Source organism: Paraglaciecola sp. (assembly GCF_039964565.1).
Classification (GTDB): domain Bacteria; phylum Pseudomonadota; class Gammaproteobacteria; order Enterobacterales; family Alteromonadaceae; genus Paraglaciecola.
Genome location: NZ_JBDVXF010000002.1, coordinates 46,966 through 66,117 on the forward strand (window position 1 = coordinate 46,966; position 19,152 = coordinate 66,117).

Annotated in this window: 13 protein-coding genes; 6 read left to right on the forward strand and 7 right to left on the reverse strand. The window is 40.0% G+C overall.

Annotated elements, in window-relative coordinates:
* Positions 1-41 precede the first annotated feature (41 nt).
* From ABJK37_RS00320 to ABJK37_RS00330, 3 genes are all read right to left on the reverse strand, one after another.
* Entirely contained in the window at positions 42-1,607 is a 1,566-nt protein-coding gene (locus tag ABJK37_RS00320; RefSeq protein WP_348348912.1) for a CotH kinase family protein, read from the reverse strand.
* A gap of 340 nt (positions 1,608-1,947) precedes the next feature.
* Entirely contained in the window at positions 1,948-2,403 is a 456-nt protein-coding gene (locus tag ABJK37_RS00325; protein WP_348348914.1) for a nuclear transport factor 2 family protein, read from the reverse strand.
* 120 nt (positions 2,404-2,523) lie between these two features.
* Positions 2,524-2,871 carry a lactoylglutathione lyase gene (locus ABJK37_RS00330; protein WP_348348916.1) on the reverse strand — a complete coding sequence of 116 codons (348 nt, stop codon included), beginning with the start codon at positions 2,869-2,871 and terminating at the stop codon, positions 2,524-2,526.
* 567 nt (positions 2,872-3,438) lie between these two features.
* On the opposite strand from ABJK37_RS00330, the gene ABJK37_RS00335 reads away from it, so the two are divergent.
* Complete coding sequence (locus tag ABJK37_RS00335; RefSeq protein ID WP_348348918.1) at positions 3,439-5,169, forward strand: hypothetical protein; 1,731 nt, start codon at positions 3,439-3,441, stop codon at positions 5,167-5,169.
* A gap of 92 nt (positions 5,170-5,261) precedes the next feature.
* Here the strand turns inward: ABJK37_RS00335 and ABJK37_RS00340 are convergent, their stop codons facing one another.
* Entirely contained in the window at positions 5,262-5,996 is a 735-nt protein-coding gene (locus tag ABJK37_RS00340; protein WP_348348920.1) for a transporter substrate-binding domain-containing protein, read from the reverse strand.
* 602 nt (positions 5,997-6,598) lie between these two features.
* Between ABJK37_RS00340 and ABJK37_RS00345 the strand changes: the two genes are divergently transcribed.
* The gene (locus tag ABJK37_RS00345) at positions 6,599-8,734 is read left to right on the forward strand and encodes a TonB-dependent siderophore receptor (protein ID WP_348348922.1); all 2,136 of its coding nucleotides are present in this window, start codon (positions 6,599-6,601) and stop codon (positions 8,732-8,734) included.
* A gap of 57 nt (positions 8,735-8,791) precedes the next feature.
* Positions 8,792-10,036: a PepSY-associated TM helix domain-containing protein gene (locus ABJK37_RS00350; protein WP_348348924.1), complete on the forward strand. Its 1,245-nt coding sequence runs from the start codon at positions 8,792-8,794 to the stop codon at positions 10,034-10,036.
* Between the two features lie 178 nt (positions 10,037-10,214).
* On the opposite strand, the gene ABJK37_RS00355 is transcribed toward ABJK37_RS00350, so the two are convergent.
* Positions 10,215-10,463 carry a hypothetical protein gene (locus ABJK37_RS00355; protein ID WP_348348926.1) on the reverse strand — a complete coding sequence of 83 codons (249 nt, stop codon included), beginning with the start codon at positions 10,461-10,463 and terminating at the stop codon, positions 10,215-10,217.
* Between the two features lie 335 nt (positions 10,464-10,798).
* On the opposite strand from ABJK37_RS00355, the gene ABJK37_RS00360 reads away from it, so the two are divergent.
* Positions 10,799-12,502 carry a BNR-4 repeat-containing protein gene (locus ABJK37_RS00360; protein ID WP_348348928.1) on the forward strand — a complete coding sequence of 568 codons (1,704 nt, stop codon included), beginning with the start codon at positions 10,799-10,801 and terminating at the stop codon, positions 12,500-12,502.
* Between the two features lie 129 nt (positions 12,503-12,631).
* A complete protein-coding gene (locus ABJK37_RS00365) occupies positions 12,632-13,495 on the forward strand; it encodes an alpha/beta hydrolase (protein ID WP_348348930.1) in 864 nt (287 codons plus the stop codon).
* 26 nt (positions 13,496-13,521) lie between these two features.
* Here ABJK37_RS00365 and ABJK37_RS00370 read toward each other — a convergent pair whose 3' ends face one another.
* Positions 13,522-14,271 (reverse strand): hypothetical protein, encoded by a 750-nt coding sequence (locus tag ABJK37_RS00370; protein ID WP_348348932.1) that lies wholly within the window; start codon positions 14,269-14,271, stop codon positions 13,522-13,524.
* A gap of 116 nt (positions 14,272-14,387) precedes the next feature.
* Positions 14,388-17,027, reverse strand: coding sequence for a TonB-dependent receptor (locus tag ABJK37_RS00375; RefSeq protein WP_348348934.1), 2,640 nt, complete (start codon positions 17,025-17,027; stop codon positions 14,388-14,390).
* Positions 17,028-17,480: 453 nt separating this feature from the next.
* Between ABJK37_RS00375 and ABJK37_RS00380 the strand changes: the two genes are divergently transcribed.
* Entirely contained in the window at positions 17,481-19,136 is a 1,656-nt protein-coding gene (locus ABJK37_RS00380; protein WP_348348936.1) for a sodium:solute symporter family protein, read from the forward strand.
* Positions 19,137-19,152 lie beyond the last annotated feature (16 nt).

Genomic DNA, 19,152 nt, shown 5'->3' on the forward strand with positions numbered 1-19,152 from the left:
TAATGACTGAAGCCTCCCAATCGGAGGCTTCTTAAAAATAGCTATAGATTAGCGATTGCCGTATCCATCCATTGCATACGTTGTAACACCCAATCATCCAAATAATCGACTTCTTCCTCGTAAGTATTACCCACAAAGAAATTAGGCCATAAGTAACTACCTAAAACATCAAAAGTCTCGAAATTACGTTGAACCGCGTTTGAGTAAATTAGGTTGGCGCTATGTGCCGCAATTTTGCTTTGTACCTTTGCTTCACTTAACACATTGCCACGAAGTTCTGTCCACCTTGCCTGAAGAGCGGTAACAAAGGCAGGATCTTCAAGTAACCTTGCCCACCAAAACGGCACACGGGAAAGATCGTTCGGGCAGTACTCATTAAATTTATAAGCCCAATCATCGGTCGTTTCACCGCGGCAATAGTCGGCATTTCCAAAGGCAAGATTGAAGTCCCATATTGGCCCCATTTTTAACTTTTCGCCTTTATCCTTGTGCATAAAGGTACTGATACGGAAACCATCTACATTATGGGACAATTCGTTAAGAATAAAAAAGTCGATAAAGCTAGGTACATCAATATATTTTTGATAACCGTTAGTCGCATCGGTAAATTGATTTGACTTCAAAGCCTGCTCAAAACCATGGTAATACCCTTGAATGTAAGCTTTTTGTTGATCGCTCAAATCTTCAGCATCAGGGTATTCATATAAGAACTTTATTTTTTGGGTACCGCCACTCTCACCAAAACCGTCGTATAAAGAAGAAAATGAAAAATCGGTGCCCACAGCTTCACCTGTAGTTTTATCAATTTTGATTATGTAGCCACCAGTAATATCGTCATCCTTTAACTTACTCACATCCACCCTATTTTTGTCTCGCTTCATTTTTTCCATTAACACATACACTCCTCGGTATTCTCCGTTAATGGTTACCTCGCTAAATTCAGTTCGGGTGGCATATCGTCCCATTTCATTTGACAGTTGATAAATCAAAACATTTCTCATCAGAGATTTATCGCTGAAGGGTCCATAAAAAATCCAGTCTTCTTCTTCAGGAAAATTGGCAAGGGCAAAATTCATATCTTCGCCGTCACTATCCCAGGTCTCAAAACCATAAGATTTTTTATCAAAAGATTGTGACGAAGAACCTCGAATCTCTATACCAATGTTGCCGTCATAGATAGTCTCATTGGCAGACATCATTTGCATGCTCGCGAGAATTTTGGGTTCATCTACTATAGTGGCGCCGTGGGTATCGATGCTGACTTGCAGAAAAAGGCTATCGTTTACCACTATTACTGTCCGAGTCAAAGCTGTCGCTATATTTCCAGCTGCGTCGGACACCTTATATGTGAGTACATACTTACCTAAAACATTAGCATCAACTTCGCCTTCAACTAATACTGCAGAAGTTAAATCACCATCAACATCATCATTTGCTGTGACACCTGCATCGTTAAATGTCTCACCTTGCTGAATCGAAACAATGTCTTCACCATTTAAAATTAGCTGGGGAGGTGTGGTATCTAGCGTGACTTTTGGTTGAGAATCACCACTCCCTCCAGAACAAGAAAATAAAAATACAACTGCGACCCATAGATACACTTTCATAACGCTAAAATCCCTACAAAAAAGTACAAACATGGTATCAAATTAAGGCTTGGATTACTCTGAACTTGTGCCACTTACTCATGTCGCTAGAAAGTGAAAAACGATTATTAAGAAACTAATACTCACTAATAGTTAACAGTTTTTACTAACAGGAAAACCAAGCTCCCCCCCCCATACAAGTGCCTATTTTAAAAACTAGTTCAAAAATCAAAAAAGAATTAGGCCAGGAATCAATAAGGTTAGAGCAGTTGCCAAATGTAAAGCGCTTAAAATCCCTTGCTTAGCAAAAATTAAGTTCAACGGCTCAGCGCCCGCTGGTTAGAAACTTACCTATACACTTTTACTCGGAACGCTGCCTTGCAACAAAGGTTTTGTTGATTATGCGCCACTCATTTTCGCGTTTATACATGACGAGATAGTCGATGTAGTGAGTTTTTGGTGTATCAAAATTAAGCTTTACCATAGCCATTTGATCATCAACGATATCAACAGACAAAACCTTGGCCTCCCATTTATCTTCGGTGGCATTCTTGAAGTATCCAGAGAACTCCTTAAGTGGCACGGTTCTGATGATTTCTTTTCCAGTGTCCTTGTTAACTGTCATCATTTTCACATCACCAAACTCTTGATCAAATGCTTTGGAAAGTAGTGTTTGATCTCCATTGGCAGCCCCATTGAAATAATTATAAGCGGCAGCAACAACGGCTTGGTATTCCTTACCTGTTAGCGCCTCAGCATAACTAAGGCTTGAAACAATCAAAGTAACGGTGGCAATAATGGTTGAATATAACTTCATGATATTTGTATCCTTATTAATGTGAACGAAATTCGATTAGATAAACTCACTACAGGATCCAAAGCGAACGTTAGCGACGTCAACCCCATATTTTTTTGCGGGCGTTCTTAAATTGCTTGATTAACTGTTTAGTTCAGTAACGTGCCACAGTTCGCCCGAAGGCCCCCACAAATAAATGACCTTTCCCCAAGGTTCAGATTTGATGGGTTCATACCTAATATTGAAGCCTTCAATTTTGGAAATAACATTAAATGCCGCTTCGATATCAGCAACAATTAACTGCAACATTAGATTCTTTGCAAATTCTTCGTTGAAATGCCTTTGCAGAAAGAATGTACAGGCACCATTAGTAAAAATAGCAAGGTCGTCACCAGCAGGATCCATCTTGAACCCCATTGCTTGATAGAAAGATTGAGATGTTTGGTAATCCTTACTAGGTACAAATACTCTTATGTCATTCGCTTGCACGTTATTTCCTTCACAGTTGATGCCTTAATGCATTGTTACAATGGTTGACTAAAAAACCTGAGGTACAATAGCAATCAAAAGTCTTACCCCTATCGACTCACTTGTTGTGACTAAGCTTTATTTTCTGCTAACTCTATACCTTATTTAAACACTACAATTTAGCCGACAACATAACGTGGACCTTAAATTCGATAATATCCTCCACTATTATTCAAAGCATATTAATCGTGTCGCTCATTCGTCTTGTTTATAAGTGTATTTTCTTTATCAAGCAAAGCATTGTCGTCGAGATACCACTTAACGTCGACGACTTGCTTATTGCAACTTCTACTTACAAATGCTGCGTGAGGGCTGCTTAAATTTGTAGATAGAATACACTTCATACTATTTTACTGTGTTGATTACACTTTATTGCAAGTGGACTAAACCCCAACTTGCTGGCTTTGCGCGAAAAGTTTAGGCAGTGGTTAATTTTGACCTCTGTCCAAATTAAAGTTTATGTCACTAATTGGCCCCAATTGAATTAACTGAACATCAAAGAAAACAAATTGATTGAAGAGATGAATAATGAAATATCAACAAAACCTTATATATAGTGTTTTTCTCGCCCTACTCATCTTTTTACCAGCAAGCGCAAAAGCATCAGATAAAGACTTGCAACTACAGGTTCATGTTCACTATCAGCAAGATACAGATTCGTGGAGAGCTAACTACGAGTTACCGATTGCCGTAGATCATATTGCTTTTCTTAGACCCGGCAACTTTGACCGAAGCAAGTGGTATAAAATAGATGAGTCAAAATTTAAGTGGGTTCAAAAAGACGATACACAATTGATACGCAGTATAGATGGCAAAAAATTTACCTCTGTGAATATTCATTTTTCTTCTTACTATGACTTCATCCCAAAAGATTACACACACAACATTAAATACTCGGATGGCAGTGTGTTGTTGTATACCAATTATTTAGCCTTAGGTGCTAACGTTATTGAAGATAAGTCTATCAGCCCTATTGGTGCATCATTTAAAGGGACAAAATTTCATTTCTATGGCCCGAATCAAAATATCGTATTTTTAGGGAAAAGCTATACAAATAAAGCTTATTGGAACCTCGAAGGCGAAGGAACCTATATATATTTCGGCAATATACAACCCATTGAAAACGACAATATGATCGCTGTTGTTGACCCAGCCTTACCGAAATGGGCGTGGGATCAAACTCAGCAATACTTCCCCACGCTATTCGACTACTACCAATCAAAAACTGGGCATTCTTTAAGTTTTAAGCCGGTTGTGTTTTTTAATTATGACCAAGTCGATGGTGACTATTCAAATTATAGTGGCGGCACATTGGATGGGCTTGTTCAACTCACTATTAGTGGAAAACGTTGGAACTCCGAGAACAAAGACAAATTTAATAGCTTATTTCACTTTTTAGCTCATGAAGCTGCACATTTTTGGAATGGTCAAATGTTCTCTTTGGAAGAACAAAACAATTCTTGGATGTCAGAAGGCGGTGCCGATACATTTGCCAATTTTGCAATGATGGAGTTTGGGCTAATAAACGATGAACAAATGCTTTTGAAGTTTGAAGATGCTGCCAATAATTGTTTCTTAAAAAAGGGCAATGAGTCGTTACAGCAATCAGCTAAATTTCGACGTTATCGCAATTATTATGATTGTGGTGCGGCAATGGGCTTGGCAACTCATGTTGCGGTTAAAGCAAAAGATTCCAGCAAAACTGTTTTTGACGTGTGGAAACATATGTTTGATACAAATAGTCAGGATAGAACTTATAACCAAGAGGATTACTTTGACGCCTTAAACCGTCTTACCGAATCCGAGAAACTGTCTGTAGCATTTGAAAAATTTAGCACTAGAGGTGACTTAGATAATCAAATGGAAATTGCTTCGTGGTTTAAGCAGTCAGAAATATCAACCCAATATTCTGAAGATTACCCTCAATCGGCTCTGAAACATTGGGGAAAACAAGTTATTCACAATCTGATGAAATCCCATTGTAAAAGCGTTAGTTTCAGTAGCAATGATGACTATGTAAAAACTTATCCCATAGAGGGATGCAGTTCATTTGAACAGTCTATGGAAATCCAGTTTGTAGATGGATTGGAGATTCTTCACGATGGACTTAACGCTTATAATACGTTCAAAGCCAAATGTGAAAATGCTGGAACTATCACATTACAGAATAGGGAAAAGGTTGTGGTTGCTGAGTTGAAATGCTTAACAAAAGTGCAAAGCTCACAGCCATACTTGAAGTTTCAAGCTCAAATAAAATGAATTCAACTGCGAAGTCAAAGCAACTGAAACTTTCATTGCGCCATGAATGCAACGCTTGACTGACCGCAATCGATCAAATTCCATTACCGCTTTTAGTTAGTAGCGAACCACTTGAGTTTCAAATTATGATACACACCGTTTTGCTTTAGGGTTTTTAACGCTTCACGGATTTTCGCAATAATTTTTGCATCCATATTTTTATTTGCAGCAATGCCAAGTTCGGTGCGTTTGGTAATATACACTTGTTTAAATTGACTCGCTTCGAGCCCGTAAGATTTAACGGCATTAAAAAAGCCAACGTCATTATTGTAATTAAGCTCGACTCGATTTATCGCTAGCATCCTAATACATTGTTCTTGATGCTCGACGATATACACGTCTTCAGAAGGCTGCGATGAAATATTCAAGGTGCTTACAGATACATCACCGCGGGGCAGTGCTATTGAATATTGATGTACGTCTTCAAGGCTATCAATGTGGATGTCAGTTCTATCTTTGCGAGCAAAGACCCCTTCATTCACCATATAAATAGTATCAACCCATGTGTAGAGTTTGTCTCGCTCTGGCGTTTTCGCCATAGCAAACAATAAACTATTGCTTTGTTGAGTAACAAACTCTAATGCGCGCACCCATGGCACCGCTATGATATTCGCATCGATATCGGTTAAATCTAACACTTCCTTAAATAATTCTACCGAAAACCCAGTGTGCCCGTTTTTGTTATCTATCACCTGAAAAGGTGGATACTCTGCAATATACACGTCTAACGCGGAGCCAAACGAAGAAGGAATAAACCCCACTAAAAAACACAAAAAAATACGTATCAAACCTTTCTCTACTTAAACGGCGCTTCAAAAAGGTGAGATGGGCTCTACCTTTTCGTTTGCTTCAACTCTAATATTCAATCAAGCTGGTAACTGTACCTGAGTCCAACTGATATACCTATCAATAAAGTAACAAAAACGTATGAAAACCTTGTAGTTTGGTGCGCCACCGAGGCAGTCTAATCGAAACCTAACGCAGTAATTATGTTGAATAATGAACACATTCCCGCTAAGTAAGTTGAAAAATAAGTACCACTCACGCAATTTTTACTCAGGGACTTTTCACAAATAGGGGGATGCTATTTGCTGCCTTTCTCAAGAAACCACACCATTTGAAACGACTGTCTATTAGACACGTCAAATTACAGCAAAACTCTAATGCAGGACTCAACGTTCACAACCATCTGTTTTGAGATAACGACCAAACTCATTTCTATGTTCAACATTGGAAATTAATCATTAATTAATAAACTGGCGGTAAATCCACCTACACGCCCTTCTTTAAACTAAAAATTGATATCAAAGACCATAACGCTAATTGCAATTACAAATGATAACAATTATCATTTGCGTGATATTTCAGCATCACACACATAGGAACATAAATGATAAAAATTAAGTATTGGTGCCACTGTATTGCAGCTTCAAGCTTGCTAGTGTCGAACTTTGCATCGTCTGAACAAAATACTGAAATTGAAACCATAGAAGTCACTGGCCGTGCACAACAATTCTATTTAGAGACAGAATCAAAAATCGGAACGAAAACAAATTTAAGTTTGTTAGAGCTACCTCAATCAGCCCAAGTACTGACTGAACAACTTATAATTGATCAGGCGGCCAGAAATATTACCGACCTATATCGCTCTATCGCAGGTGTCAGCGAGTTTAGTTATTCTGGCGTCACATTTCGTGGTTTTCGAGATGATGCCAACGTATTTTATGACGGAGTACGAGGTGATCCCTATTCCGGCTTTGGAGTACCACAACTTTTTAACGTAGCTAGAGTTGAAGTACTTAAAGGGCCAGCATCGGCCTTATATGGTGGCGGCGAACCCGGAGGGATGATCAATTACGTTACCAAAAAACCAAGTTATAACGAAAGCAAAGAGCTCAAACTAACTTTAGGTAATTTTGCTACATCAGGTATATCTGTTGATCTAACCGGAGGGTTAAACAAACAAATGGCATACAGATTAGGTGGTTTTTACGAGCAACAAGACAGTTTTAGAAATAATGCTGATGCAAAAAACACTGAACTTGCAGGAGGTTTATTATTTGATTTGAGCGAAGCCACCAGATTAACCACAACGATAGATTACATTAAGCAAGATTTGGGTGGCAATCGCTTACGTGGCGTACCAGTTGATGACGAGGGTAACTTTATTGTTGATCCGTCATATAATGCCAATGAAAAGGATGATTACCAAAATTTACAAGCTTTAGTTCTACAAGCAGACCTGCAACATTACTTTAGTGATGATTTTTACGTCAACACCTCTTTGCGTTATTTAGATAACGAGCGGGATCAAGCTTACCATGAGTCTCGCAGTTGGGTTGACGTAAACGGGGATGGTGTAGCAAATATCGACGACCAAACTATTAAACGAGAATATCGAAAACAATACAGAGCAAATAAAGAAACGAGTCTAACCACAGACTTCGTTTACGAAATCCATACCCCAAATGTACAACACCAACTCTTATTTGGAGCTGACTATCACAAGGTAGAAACAGAGTATGACTATTTCCTAGCTAGGTATGAAGCTGACGGTATCGCAAATTTAAATATATTTACCCTAAATTATGGATTAACAGATCCTAGCACCTATAACTTAACTGACCTGAACCGAGATGGTGTCGACCCAGACCGTTACGGTATCTATTTACAAGACGTTGTCAAAATCAACCAAAAGTGGACGATTGTCGCTGGTCTCAGATACGACAACTTTAAAGAATACAATCAAGAAACCGGTTACAGTTATTCAGATAACGACATAACCCCTCGTGTTGCTGCCACTTATCAAGCATTCGACAATATGTCTTTTTACGCAAATTATTCTGAGAGCTTTAATCCCACATCTTCTGCGGAACAAGAAGATGTTGTTGCAGAAGGCAGTTTGCAGCCTGAAAGCGGCAAACAAACTGAAATCGGCATAAAAAATCAATGGCTCGATGGTAAAATTCTGAGTACATTTGCCATCTATCGTATTAATAAGCAAAACGTTGTAATGACCAATCCAGATGATACTGGACAAGGTGACGGCATTCCGGCTTTATTAAACATTGGTGAAGTAGAAAGTAACGGTTTTGAAGCCACACTCGTTGGCGATGTAAGTGAAAACTGGACTATGACAGCAAATTACGCATACAACGATACCCTAGTGATTCAAGGTGTGACTAATGATGTGATTACGAATACGTTTGGGGACGGTACTCGATTCGCCAATGCTCCCCGACATCAAGCTGGCTTGTGGACACGATATGCAATAGCAGATTTAAATTCGTCTATTGCATTTGGACTAAATTACGTCAGCGAACAACTCAGCTTAGCAGGTCAAAAAGTTAAACCTTTTACCATATTTGATGCCAGCTGGACGACTAAATGGCAACAAGTACTATTGAGTGTGAACGTGAATAACCTTTTTGATAAAAAGTATGCTGTAAGCGGATTTAGCGAGCGCAATGGCCATTTTCCTGGCAGTCCAAGGGAAGTAGTGGCGCAACTAACCTATCAGTTCTAAAACGGTAGTGTAGAAGCTAATTGGCATTGACTTAACTTCTAGCTTCACCTCAACCTTATGAAACAACAGAAGTGGTTTACGCTGCATCATTGGGCAGGCTTTCATTTAAGCCTGCTAATGACGTTCATATTACTCACCGGCACGTTCGCAACTATCTCTGCCGATTTGGATTGGTTGGCAAACCCCGCTATCCGCGCTAACCAGTCAGTTGCACAACAACAACATCTCAATTGGTCAGCGTTACTCTATTCTGTGCAAACTTATCGTCCTCAAACTCAAATCGATAGCATTCATCGGCCACATATGCCTTGGCATAACGTTGAAGTTATTGCTCGTGATACCCAAGGTCAACGATTTAGAATTTACCTCGACGCCTATACCCATGAAATAACAGGTCAAGGTACTTGGTTCAATTGGCAACGTTTTTTCCGGCAAGTCCATCGACATTTTATGCTTCCCATAAAAGTCGGGGTCACCCTAGTTGGTATCTTTGCCTTAGTCCTACTATTTTTACTTATCACTTCACTGTATCTTTACCGAAACTGGTGGCGATATTTCTTTGCATTTTCACGAGTCAAAAAAGCTCAGCAAACTAAATACCCTCTAAAACCACAAAAACGCGCAGCGCATAAACGGCGTTTTTGGTCAGAGTTGCATAAAATGGCTGGGTTATGGAGTCTATGGTTTATTATGGTTATTAGCCTAACAGGCCTTTGGTATTTAGCAGAACAATGGGGAGCTGCAGCAAGTTACTCCAATTTCACTCCCAAAGATCCAGCAACACAGTCAACACCTATCACTAGGTTTTCACCCCAAGTACTATCACGAAGTATCCAATATATTGCTGATCACAATCCCGAATACCTAATCAATCAAATCAGGTTTTTAGGTAAAAAAGGATTAATTGAAATAGAAGGTCAAGCACAGGCCTGGCTTGTAAGAGACAGAGCCAATAAACAAGTTTTCGAAGCCCGCACTGCTCGATGGATAGATGGTCGTAAGGGCGAAGAGTTAAACTGGCATTTTAGAATTTCTGAGGCCGCAGATCCGCTTCATTTTGGTACGTTTTCTTCCTGGGCTTTTCGTTACATTTGGTTTGTATTTGGTTTACTTCTATGCAGTTTAAGTATCACTGGGGTGTATTTGTACTTGTTGCGATTGAAACAATCAGGCTTATTGAACACAAAAACCAAAACAGCCAAGTTAGTTACCTTATGGAACAAAAGCCATTGGTTTAAATGGCCAAGTGTTATTTTGCTGGCTATTACTACTTATTTAGTACTGGAAGAGTTTGTTTTCTAACCTTTTGCCACATAGCCCCATTACTAAATATGAAAAATCATTCTAGTGAATTAGTCACTTCTTACCTAGTTATCACCCCCAATCGAAAAAACGCATCTGAAAAATCGTATATTAAATTGTTTAGCAAACTGGAACTTGTCCCGTCAGCGTTGACTTGACTACTCCAGAACATGAACTATTAACTTAAATTACGAGCTTTCAGCTCCAACTCTAAAGCTTGCTTTCGTTTAGATTTATCTAACAATTTGTATATTAGAAACAAAGGAATGAGGGTAAACAGGCCTATTGTATTTTTCCAAATACTAAAAATGATTATGCCAAACATAACCCCTATGAACAGCGCGTGAGTTATGCCTGAGGTTTTAATACTGTTCACTTCATTTAATAGTTCTTGATCGGTTAATTCGGATGGTTGTTTCACATTCATTTAGATCGCTCTGCTCTTTAATTTGATTAACCGAGTATCAAAAGATAACAAGCAAATACGCAGAATAAAAGTATTAGCCAAACTTGCATAAAACATGTGCTCGCAATTACAGGCAGGCCACAAACATAAATATCTATATTAGACACACCAACATCTCACGCCAACATAAAATCTTTAACCTTCCCCCGAACCACAAAATCAAAACAAACTACTAAAACTCCCCTTAAGTTGATCTTAAAGCGACAAAAAAGCAATGAAAACCCAATGTTGATAAGTTGTTAAAAAAATGTTTAAATCCAATATCGTTTCACATAAAGATACATCTAGGTGGTATTATGAGTTTGAAATCTGTTCTAATTAAAGGCTGTATATATCTTTTTGTAATTAACTCTGCAAAGGCTGACGTTGTGATTGAAGAAGTAGCCGACGTAGACTCAAGCAATCAAGCCGGTTGGTGGGTGCCTTTGGCTTTGCATGACGATGAATCCTACTTTTCGTTTAATTCTTCGGGCTCTATTAGCAGCAAACATAAAGTAAAAGTGGCCAAACGATCGTCGACAGGGACTTGGGTATCTGGATTCTTAAAAAATGCTGATGGTAGCGTTTGGGAACACAGCGACGACAATGGCCATGACCAACCTACTATTGCGGTAGATGGTGACGGAGATATTCATGTTTTTGCCGACCATCACAATAACAACTGGCGGTATTTTCGCTCTTCAAACCCAAAGGATGTGAGCAATTTGCTAAAGCGCTCTGATATTGTCAATAACTCTGGCATATATACCTATCCCGTAGCCGCGACAGCACCAAATGGCGATATATATTTGATTGTTAGGGACACCAAAGGATCGGATATTGGCAAGGGGCAACTACTTCATTGGAACAACAATAGCAATGTTTGGAGCCACATAAGTACATTCGCGAGTCAAACTAATACCCGTGTTTATCCTGATGATGTGGTTATTGATAATAACGGTGATGTGCACATTATATGGGAATGGGCTTATGGCCATCCTCGGGCAGATAGACACTACGGGAGTTATTTGAAGTATGAACCAAATACAGGGTTATTTAAAACGGCTAACGGAAGCACTGTGTCTGCGCCAGTAAACTTGTCTACCCCTAATCTATTTTATCAGGGACTAGAGAGCGGCGAATCTTTCTCTTCAGCTGATGTGGGTAAGGGTATTCAATCAGCGAAGTTGGCGCTTGGTAGTACTGGTCGCCCCAGCGTGGTATATCGTTTCCGTACCGATGAGACTAGTAGTGGTGGTCGGGATTATGAGGTGTTTCGAATTCGCTGGAACGGCTCTAATTGGGTGGATAAAACCAACATATACAATACCCAAGATACCATCGCAGCCCTGGGTCATACCATAGTTGGAGATCGTGTACGGGCCTACTTTGTGAGTAACGATAAACAGTTACATGTATCCCAAAAAATTGCTGGCGGCGATTGGGATACCTACACTTTGTCCGGCGACAAAGCGATTGAACGAGTGAATGTTAAAGTGAAGAGCAGTGACGAGGACGTTGTCTATGCTTCAGCTCCTACTTCTGTGAGTTCTAGCTCTGGTAAGTTGTATGGGTTATTTGTGGAAGATGATCTAACCGATATCCCTGCCCCAGTCATTCCTACAGTTTATGAAGCCGAGGATTTATATTTTAGCAACACTGCCACGGTGAACGTTATCTCAGATGTAAGTGCCAGTGAAGGCGAATATATTATGTTGCAGGATAACGGGGTGAATGATTGGGTCGAATTTACCCTACCCAATATTGACGTTGGTACCTATACAGTTAAGTACAGTTATAAGACTCATAGCATTAGAGGCATAGCGCAAACTCGATATGAAGGAACGGATTTCGCTTCGGCAGTTGACCAATATAGTGCCGCAGTAAATTGGCCATTAACAACATTAGGGACAATTAATGTGACTACCGCTGGTGATAAATTATTGAGATTCACTGTTACAGGTCAAAACCCAAGTAGCTCAGGGTTTAAAATAGCTATCGATAAAATTGTGCTTGAATAGAAACGGACACGCGAACTCGTAAGGCAACATAGAAGCGATATCATTGACCTAAAGTAAACATCACTTAGGTCATTGCCTGATCCTGCAACACTAATAACAATGTTTGATGATTTTAGTACTAGAGACAATATGCAAAATGAAATGGTTGAAACTATAGCACTATACACCGCCCAAATCCCCGGAGCCAAAGACTCTATGAATCAAGAGTCGCTGGAATCACAAGACAAAACAGGGAAATTTGTAGTAGACGTGAGTCAACCACAACTAACCGCTTACTGGCCTAGTAAAGATTTACATAATGGTTGCGCAGTAGTGATTTGCCCTGGTGGCGGTTACCGAGGCTTATCAATAGATATGGAAGGCCATGCCATTGCAAAACGCTTAGTGAAACTCGGCATTAGCGCATTTGTTCTTAAATACCGAATGCCCTCGTATAAAACGATGGACATCCCCAAATGGGGCCCGTTGCAAGACCTGCAACAAGCTCTGCATATCGTTAACTCTGGTGCAAAGGAATGGCATCTCGATCCTTTAAAAATAGGGGTCATGGGGTTTTCTGCGGGAGGGCACCTCGCATCTAGTGCTGCGGTTCATTATCAGCGCCCCGTGTTGCCAACAATCGACTCTAAATTGTTCAAACCAGCGTTTCAAATTTTGATTTATCCAGTAATCAGTATGGATCCACAGATTACTCATTTAGGCTCTAGAACATTATTATTAGGAGAGAATGCCAATTCACTAGACACAGAGTATTTTTCGAATGACACGCAAATCAACAAAAACTCTCCCCCAGCATTTATTTTGCATGCCAATGACGATGGTCACGTATCTGTAGAAAATTCCTTGCGGTATTACCATTCACTTAGGGAGTCGCAGGTACCAGTGCAACTTTTGTTATTACCCCATGGTGGGCACGGCTTTGGTATGCATCACGAATACAACTGGTTTGAATCATTTAAGATGTGGTTGAAGCTCAACCAACTTATAAATTAATCCAACCCACTAGGGTACGGAAGGTTTTATTCTATTTCTTTGGCTTTATTTTTTAATAAAGACACCAATTCTTCGGTGGCTTCTTCTGGGATCCAACCTGAAAGCGCGATAGAGCTGTGCATATTGCCTTTAACGTTAACAGCTATAGTAACCGAATGGTGCGGCAAATGGGTTTTATAGTGAGTTTGCATTTTTACATAACCTTGTTCACGATATTGATTAAGTGCGCTGATCAAACTTTCAATACCGTCAGGAAAACCAGGAATATCGCGATCTTGGTATAAGGCTCGCACTTCTTCATCTTCAAGCACAGACAATAAAGAAATACCCGTACCACACTCAGTTGCAGGGAAATACCCTAAACGCCCAAGAGGACTTTCTTCACCCATATCAGGCAGGGAATGATAAAGATAAGTGACTTTATCGTGCCATAACACCCCCATAGCCACAACCAAACCATATTTACGCAGCTCTTCTAAAGGCTTAATGGCTTTGGTAGTGACACCCGAAGCACACAAACCTTGTGCCGCCAAAACTAACATCGCTGGGCCAGTTACATACTTTCGGTCACTATTTTTTTGTACTAAACCAATATAATCCAATGTTCTTAATAGGCGATTAACTCTAGTCGTATCCAACTCCAAAAAGCGCGCTAACTCCCGGCAACCTACAGGACGTTCAAACGAAGCTAATCCTTGTAAGACGTTTATCCCCTCAATTAGACTATGGTTTAATTGACTTCCGTGTTTTTTAAGACTTGTGCTGGAGTTGAACATAATTGGCTTTAAGAAATGATTGTTATTGCCCACTATTCTACATAGAAAAACAGCAAGGCAGTACTGCAAAATGCAATGACGCTGCCACAATATGACAGCGTATTGCCAACGTCTATTTAAAAATTAACTGAAACAGATAATTTATAAGTTCTACCGAATTCAACGTTACGCTGTATCGCTTCTTGGTATGCGGCGTATTGTTTTTGTCTGGTATCGAGTAAGTTTACAGCTTGAAAGTTTAAGCTGACATTGTCATTAATTTTATAGTTCGCTGTGGCGGCTAAATCTTGATAGCTTTCATAAAAGACGCCGTTATCCCCCGCTCCTAAATAACCTAAATAACTATCGCGCCAATTATAAGCAAGCCTCATCCCAAAGGACTCAACTTCATAGTACACGACCATATTAACGTTATTTTCTGACAAACCAGGTATAGGAAGACTATTACCACGGCCATCCTCAAAAGGTGTTTCACTGTCTATGTATGAATAGGTGGCCATAACCCCGGTATCTTTGAGAAATCCCGGTAACGATGTAAACGCCTGTTGATACAGAACTTCTAAACCTTGAATCGTGCCGCTTTCACCATTGATTGGTTGTTCAACAAATACCTGCTGACTATAATTTGGCAAATCACGGGGTTGGATAGTATTCACGATGAAAGATTCAACATCTTTGTAAAATACCCCAGCAGACAAAATACTACTTTCACCAAAATACCATTCGGCAGAAAAATCTATTTGATTGATAACAAAAGGATCTAACTCTGGGTTGCCACCATTAGCGGTGAAGTCTCCGCGAACAAAAATACCACTGCTCAGATCTGAAGTATCAGGAAAAGTAAGAGTACGGGCAGCACCAAAACGCAATACCACATCATCAGTTAGGTCCATTTTAACGACAGCGGAAGGAAGCAGCTCTGAATGGGACACTTTAGTTGTGAATGGAGTAGCAACACCTGTCGTCACATCTTCAGAGTGACCTTCTGAAGTTAAATCCCTTTGTACATAACGCACTCCAAAATTACCAGAAATGGCATAGCCACCCACTTCACTAGAAAAGTTGGCTTGAGTATAAAGCGCAATCAAATCTTCAGTTATATTATAGGATGGTGAAAGATCATGAGTAGTGGCACATTCTGCTGCTTGCGCTTCATCATAATATTCACTTAGCGTGGTACACCCTTGCCATTTATTTTTATCAACAATCAAATATTGATGATTAACTGCCGGGCCATCACCAGAGAAAAAATTATTGTTATTGTACATAGTATAAATTTGTGGCAAATCAGTTAGTGCAAAATTGGGGGTGATTGCCCGAGCGACGTAGTCATGGTCAGTCTCAAAACTATTGGCACGTCCACCAAACTCAACCGACGTGAAAAAATCACCATCAAAGTAACGGGTAAAATCTAACCTAACAGCGGTATCTACGTTTTCATTGTAAGAGGTATTATCGTAGACAATGGCTAGATTTAGCCCATCTGGCGAAGTTAAATCAGCACCACCAAAAATAACGTCAGGAGCATCATCGCCGGCTAATAAATCAAAATCTACTGCGGCCGCTTCTGCAGTTTGAAAACGCATAAAATCCTGTTGCGAATTAGAAGTTGAGTCGGTGCGAGCGAGTTCACCTGCAACTTCCCAATCTTCGGCGAACCATTTAAAGCCTAACGCAGTACTAGTGAATTCCATATAGGCTGGCGCATATTCGGTATTCGCTTGGACCGGCCGGTTGATACTAGCTGACGTCAACACACCATTGTCTGAAATTTCAGTGTTTTCATACCCACAGCAGGTCCAAAACCCTGTCCAAAAGCGGTCACGATCTGAATCTACTTTGCTATAAAAACTATCAAGGTACAGCTCTAAAGAATCACTCGCTTGCCATTGGATCATGGCATTCAAACCTGTTTTTTCACGTTTGTCATTGATTTCCCAATAACGCATGTCGTTAAAAACCAAGGTTTCCTCATTTGGGTCAGCGGTTACCGATGTGTCATAACTATAACCTGAGAAGGTATTAAGTCCCTCCTCTTGAAATGTTGAGCTAGCTCTTGATGCAGCAACTTGTATACCTAAAGTATTATCTAGAAAGCTATTTGAATAATAAACAGATACTTCAGAACCATTATCCTTAGATAAGTCATTGTAAGAACCCGTTGCGCTAGCTACAATTTTTTGGCCATCATTATCGAGAGGGCGTCGCGTCTTGATGTTAACTACCCCACCCAAAGCCCCTTCAATTTGGCTGGCGCTGGGTAATTTTGACACTTCCAGACTGGAAACCAAACTAGAGGGAATAAGCGACAACATACTATAGGACGAAGACTCTAATGTATCTGGCCCTTTGTCACCGCGACCACCAGCTGTAGTGACTTGTCGGCCATTAACCAAAATGACATTTTGACTTAAGCCGCGAATAGAAATAGTACTGCCTTCTCCAATTCCTCTTTCTAACTGAACACCTGAAACCCTTTGTAACGATTCAGCTACATTAGTGTCAGGAAGCTTTCCCATATCATCTGCCGAAATCGCATCAACAAATTGTACACTGTCGCGTTTGGTAGCTACTGCTTGGGTGAGCTGACTTCTAATACCAGTTACCTGAATAAGCTCTACTTCTTCTGCACTTTGTTCAGTTTCAGCTTTTTGTTCCTGGGTATAACCAGAAAACGCCAACATGACCGCGCTCATTGCAATACATGATTTAGTTATTTTATTAAGTTTAAAATTGTGTTTTTTTAAATTATTCATTGTGCCCCCTTGATTAACAAGACATCACACCTTTCAGCATAATGTGGTTCATTACATGTTATTAGTGTATCCAGGACATTTATAAATCTATAATAGATACAGTGCAAGCTTTTGTTTTATATTTTTTACATTTATAACATTTAATCAACCTTATATGCGTTCACTGCACCCAACTAAATAACTCCATTACACCCATGCAAATTTAGATATAACAAATAGAAACACAACAAAAAGCCGAGAATGACATAAATAACACGAACAAAAATAACAATAAATTTACATTGACTTGTTTCTATTAGTGATACAAAATCCACATTATCCTGTGGTGTTAAGAGCTTTATGACTAACCACAATATATAGGTGCGCTGCTAAGGTTAAACCGATAGCCCCCTAAATGCAGCGTATTGTCGTTATCATTGGAGTTTCTGACCCCAATTAAATGAAAGAAATGTTATGAACCAATTTGATTACTATGTCGCTATCGCATTTGCGTTAATTATTCTATTTCTTGGATTAATGTTCTCTCGCAGTGGAAAGAGTATGACTTCGTTCTTTGCCGCTGGAGGTGCGGTGCCTTGGTGGATCAGTGGCCTTTCACTGTTTATGAGTTTTTTCTCGGTCGGCACCTTTGTTGTATGGGGCTCGATCGCTTATAGCGATGGGTTAGTGGCCGTTGTTATTCAATCTACTATGGCCATAGCAGGTATTATAATTGGTTGCATCATTGCCCCTGCTTGGAACAAAACTCGCGCCTTAACCGTTGCAGACTTTCTTACACATCGCGCCGGAAAATCTGTTCAAAAAATCTACTCCTCGGCATTTTTGTTCATTAATTTGTTTACTGCAGGAGCCTTTCTTTATCCAGTTGGCAAGATAATCGAGGTGTCCACGGGTATTCCGTTGAATCTAGCGATATTGGTATTGGGTTTGTTTGTGATCGCTTACACCACTGTTGGTGGCTTATGGGCGGTATTAGTGACCGATGTGTTGCAATTTGTAGTACTTACAGCTGCCGTGCTTATTATTATTCCCCTCGCGTTTGGTGAGGTTGGCGGGGTTAACACTTTTTTGAGCAAGTTACCCGAAGGTTTTCTCGCATTACAAAATGAAAACTACAGTTGGATTTTTCTAATTGCATTTGTCATTTACAACACCGTTTTCATCGGAGGTAACTGGGCGTATGTACAACGTTATACCAGTGTAGAAAATCCCAAGGAAGCTCGAAAAGTGGGCCTGCTATTTGGTAGTTTGTATTTAGTGGCACCAATCATTTGGATGCTTCCCCCCATGATTTACCGAGTAGTTAATCCGGATTTATCGGGTACGCAAGCAGAAGAAGCTTATCTGTTAATGAGCAAGTTGGTGGTACCCGAAGGACTGTTAGGTTTGATACTGGCGGCCATGGTGTTTGCGACTGCGAGTTCGGTCAATACCGCAATCAACATAGCCGCAGGTGTGTTCACCAATGATTTACTGAAGTCGTTAAGGCCGGATTACCCTGCACATCGATTAATGAAAGTAGCCCGAATATCAACTTTTGTTTTTGGTTTTTTGGCAATAGCTGTGGCTTTGGCGGTGCAGAGCATGGGCGGAATTGTTGAAGTTGTGCTGAGTATCGCGGCACTCACTGGCGCATCGCTGTATTTACCTCCTATTTGGGCGATTTTTTCAACTCGTCAAACTGGCAAAAGCCTATTGTTGACTACCATTTTTAGTTTATTGATTAATGCGTTTTTCAAGTTTGTCACGCCTAGCCTATTTGATCTAACCCTCAGCAGAGAATGGGAAATGATGCTGGGGGTGTTAACTCCAGTAATATGGTTAATTGGCTTCGAAATTTACTACTACCAATCTCGTCATACTAACCCTGATTACGACAATTATCGCGATTACCAATTGAGCCGCCAAGCGGCACAACAATCAAACAGTGAAGTACAGGCCACTGACAACGATTACAGCAAAAAAGTGCTCAGTATTGGAGTGTGCGCTATCGGTATTTTACTGATGGTTTTAAGTGCTGTAACCGATTCAGCCAATATCGAAACACTTAGTGTAGGACTTATCATTACGCTGCCGTCGCTGTGGCTGTTGATAAAACGAATAAAGTAACTTAGGAGCAAAGTAA

What these genes read in the sequence shown, in the direction of transcription:
- ABJK37_RS00325 (WP_348348914.1), bottom strand. Translation starts at nt 2,403, where the DNA reads ATGAAGTTATATTCAACCATTATTGCCACCGTTACTTTGATTGTTTCA.
- ABJK37_RS00370 (WP_348348932.1), bottom strand. Translation starts at nt 14,271, where the DNA reads ATGTTCAACTCCAGCACAAGTCTTAAAAAACACGGAAGTCAATTAAAC.
- ABJK37_RS00375 (WP_348348934.1), bottom strand. Translation starts at nt 17,027, where the DNA reads ATGAATAATTTAAAAAAACACAATTTTAAACTTAATAAAATAACTAAA.
- ABJK37_RS00380 (WP_348348936.1), top strand. Translation starts at nt 17,481, where the DNA reads ATGAACCAATTTGATTACTATGTCGCTATCGCATTTGCGTTAATTATT.
- ABJK37_RS00345 (WP_348348922.1), top strand. Translation starts at nt 6,599, where the DNA reads ATGATAAAAATTAAGTATTGGTGCCACTGTATTGCAGCTTCAAGCTTG.
- ABJK37_RS00355 (WP_348348926.1), bottom strand. Translation starts at nt 10,463, where the DNA reads ATGAATGTGAAACAACCATCCGAATTAACCGATCAAGAACTATTAAAT.
- ABJK37_RS00320 (WP_348348912.1), bottom strand. Translation starts at nt 1,607, where the DNA reads ATGAAAGTGTATCTATGGGTCGCAGTTGTATTTTTATTTTCTTGTTCT.
- ABJK37_RS00365 (WP_348348930.1), top strand. Translation starts at nt 12,632, where the DNA reads ATGCAAAATGAAATGGTTGAAACTATAGCACTATACACCGCCCAAATC.
- ABJK37_RS00360 (WP_348348928.1), top strand. Translation starts at nt 10,799, where the DNA reads ATGAGTTTGAAATCTGTTCTAATTAAAGGCTGTATATATCTTTTTGTA.
- ABJK37_RS00335 (WP_348348918.1), top strand. Translation starts at nt 3,439, where the DNA reads ATGAAATATCAACAAAACCTTATATATAGTGTTTTTCTCGCCCTACTC.
- ABJK37_RS00350 (WP_348348924.1), top strand. Translation starts at nt 8,792, where the DNA reads ATGAAACAACAGAAGTGGTTTACGCTGCATCATTGGGCAGGCTTTCAT.